Source organism: Bacillus timonensis (assembly GCF_000285535.1).
GTDB lineage: Bacteria > Bacillota > Bacilli > Bacillales > Bacillaceae_L > Ferdinandcohnia > Ferdinandcohnia timonensis.
This window is the reverse complement of the sequence record NZ_HE610985.1, coordinates 76,659-79,400: the sequence shown is the minus strand read 5'-3', so window position 1 is coordinate 79,400 and position 2,742 is coordinate 76,659. Positions and strand designations below refer to the sequence as shown.

The 2,742-nt window shown below is 32.4% G+C and carries 4 protein-coding genes; all 4 read right to left on the bottom strand.

The window, feature by feature from the left end:
* Nucleotides 1–21: 21 nt before the first annotated feature.
* Nucleotides 22–330, bottom strand: coding sequence for a hypothetical protein (locus BTHG_RS00735; RefSeq protein ID WP_010280870.1), 309 nt, complete (start codon nt 328–330; stop codon nt 22–24).
* A gap of 225 nt (nt 331–555) precedes the next feature.
* A complete protein-coding gene (locus tag BTHG_RS00730; RefSeq protein ID WP_010280868.1) occupies nt 556–1,353 on the bottom strand; it encodes an aminoglycoside adenylyltransferase domain-containing protein in 798 nt (265 codons plus the stop codon).
* A gap of 102 nt (nt 1,354–1,455) precedes the next feature.
* The gene (locus tag BTHG_RS00725) at nt 1,456–2,082 is read right to left on the bottom strand and encodes an AAA family ATPase (RefSeq protein WP_010280866.1); all 627 of its coding nucleotides are present in this window, start codon (nt 2,080–2,082) and stop codon (nt 1,456–1,458) included.
* Between the two features lie 131 nt (nt 2,083–2,213).
* Nucleotides 2,214–2,675 (bottom strand): GNAT family N-acetyltransferase, encoded by a 462-nt coding sequence (locus tag BTHG_RS00720; RefSeq protein ID WP_010280864.1) that lies wholly within the window; start codon nt 2,673–2,675, stop codon nt 2,214–2,216.
* Between the last annotated feature and the right edge of the window lie 67 nt (nt 2,676–2,742).

The following is a 2,742-nucleotide window of genomic DNA, read 5'->3' as shown; positions in this document are numbered from 1 at the left end:
ACTTGAACATTTTTTTGCATATCATATCCCTAAGTTAGCTGTGAATGTGCTAAATGTTCCAAAAATCCCCAAACCTTCAATGATTAGGACACTACCATCATCATATTGTAGTTTGACACCCATCTTATTTATAAGAAAATAATCGTCTATGGTTCTATCAACTACTGTTATTTTATCGCCACCATTTATACATTTATCTCCAAAGCATTCTATACCATGTTTGCTCGATAACCATTTGTTAAAATTTTCTGGAGAAGGTTTTGACAATAGTAGAGTAAGAAGAAATATAATAAGAGCAAATGTAAAGAAAATCATATGTTTTTTCCTCATAAATTCACACCCTAATTTTTAACAAAATTATCAATAATTACATTTTATACTGAAAAATTTAATAAACCCATCAAAATTTCAACTATCCTGCACCGTTCGTTCAACAAAGTTCTGTAAATAGCGTTAATCCCTTCTTAAATCAACAAACCATTACTTGAAGTGCCATTATTTTTTTCTGGTACAAAATATATAATTCCGATAGTTTATTTTTTAGAAATGCATCTGTTAGCTTAATAATTTTTGAACATGATTCGATATGTAATCCCTTAATTGTATAAGTTCTTCTTTCTCAAAAGTATGAGGACCCTTTCCATTTGCGTAAGAATCGACCACTTTATGAATAGTATTACTCAATTCTCGTGGGAAAGTTTTTAGCCCCCAATCACCAGCTTCTTGCTTGGATGAAATTACTCCTTCTTTAAGATACCAAAATACTCTCAATAAATTTAATGAACAATAAATGGGGTCTTCTTCGATATTTACCAAACAATCCTGATAGTCACCTAGTATTGAAGATATATAATCTGACCTTGGAACTAAAGGAAATACTTCCTTTATAGGTTTTCCCTCTACACAAATGCCTCTTTGATAAGTAATAGTTAAATGAGCAGCTAAATCTCCATCTAAGTGAATATCATCGTTTAAAAACTGATATGTGCCATTTAACAAATCCGTTTCGAACCGACCCCTCCATAACTCGCTATAATGGAAATCATATGGACATGGATGTTGCCAATGCCGTAATTGTTCTGTATTTAGAAAACTTATTTCAATTGAAAATGGAGATTTTGAATAATCTAATAAAAACTGTGCCAAATTCCTCTTATCTTCTATTTCCATTGATTTATCAGTAATGACCAAAACATCAATATCGCTGCTATTAGTATTAAATCCACCCATAGCTAAAGAACCATGTAGATAGAAACCAACGTAGCTTTCATTTATCATTTCCTTAATACCTTTATTAAGATTAAAGATAAAATCCTTTATTTTAGATGGACACGATTTCCAAACATACCCCATTTTACACTCCCTCTATTCTTTCACTAACTTGCTTTAATCGTTGAAAAAGCAATTGAAAACTGTCTTTCTCCGTTTGTCCTAAGTGTTCGAGTTAAATCTGCTTCATTCATGTATAAGTAAAATCTGTTTTGCATAGGAATCCCAGTCTTTTTTATCCGTATTTATTTCTATTGTCGGAATGATTGAGGCATTAGCTTGTCGTCTAAGTTCTTGTTGTGTATTTATTAACAGTTCACATGCCACTTTAATTTCCTCTGCAGTTTTCTCTGCCCATGTGTCTGTATCTCTACTTTTTAATCTTTTCTCCGCGTTTTCTGGCGAAATTGTTAGCAATGCACATCTCGCACCCATAGCAAACATCTCTGTCTCTATTTGTTCTATTTCACCCATTAAGGAATCAGTAAAAGCTACTCTATGATTCAAGTGAAACCTCTCTAAGATAAAAAAGATGCCTTTTGATCGCTCCAATTGCCCAAGTTCTCTTGCCCAATCGCTTAATTTTTTCAGCATTAATACTCGGTCTTTTAGAAGTTGCAAATGTTCTTTATGTTGTAATGTCCTTAATTCTCCATTAGCCCTATGTACAACTTGAGAATAATGTTCACTTAGAATAACAACACTACGTTCAGCATAATCATCGTTAGCCTGAAGTTTTTTTAATGATTTTAATACCGAAGTTTTTCCAGCATTAGAATAGCCTTCTAAGATTATCCCTCTAAATTGGTTCATATTTGCCCCCAAATTTTTGGTTATAGGAACTAATTCACATGTAGTAAATAGTAATCCTTTTTAAACGAAACTTTCCCGTCATCTGAACAATCAAATAGACGCAGCAGCTTGAACTATTGCTGCTCTATACCTCAAGAAGGAACGTATTCCATTGGTTCTGTACAATGAACGTACCCATTCTTCTTGTAAAAATGAATAGCTTCATCGCTCGGCCATACAATGACAAATTCATATTTATTCTCTTTTATCCATTTGTTTATTGAACTTAATACTTTACTTCCAACGCCCCTACTTCTATATTCTGGAATGGTGTACACGTTTGTCATATATGCAAATGGGTGAGTAATCCTTCCAGGTCTTGGCATTTTTTGTATTAATTCTATGTAGATATGTGAAGCAATTTTCCCTTTATCCTCCGCAATCCAAATAAACCACTGATTACTATTAAGAGCATTCTCTAAAAATATTTGACACTCTTTTTTAAACTTTTCATACGACTCATTTTTTTTGCTTTCATCAAATTCAATGGAAGAATCCCATCTCATATTTATTAACTGATCAATGTCTTTTTCTTCAGCAAGTCTAATATTCAATTCATTTCACCTCATACATATTGATTTCTGTTTAGCTATTCGTTTCACTTATTCATATGAATTCAAC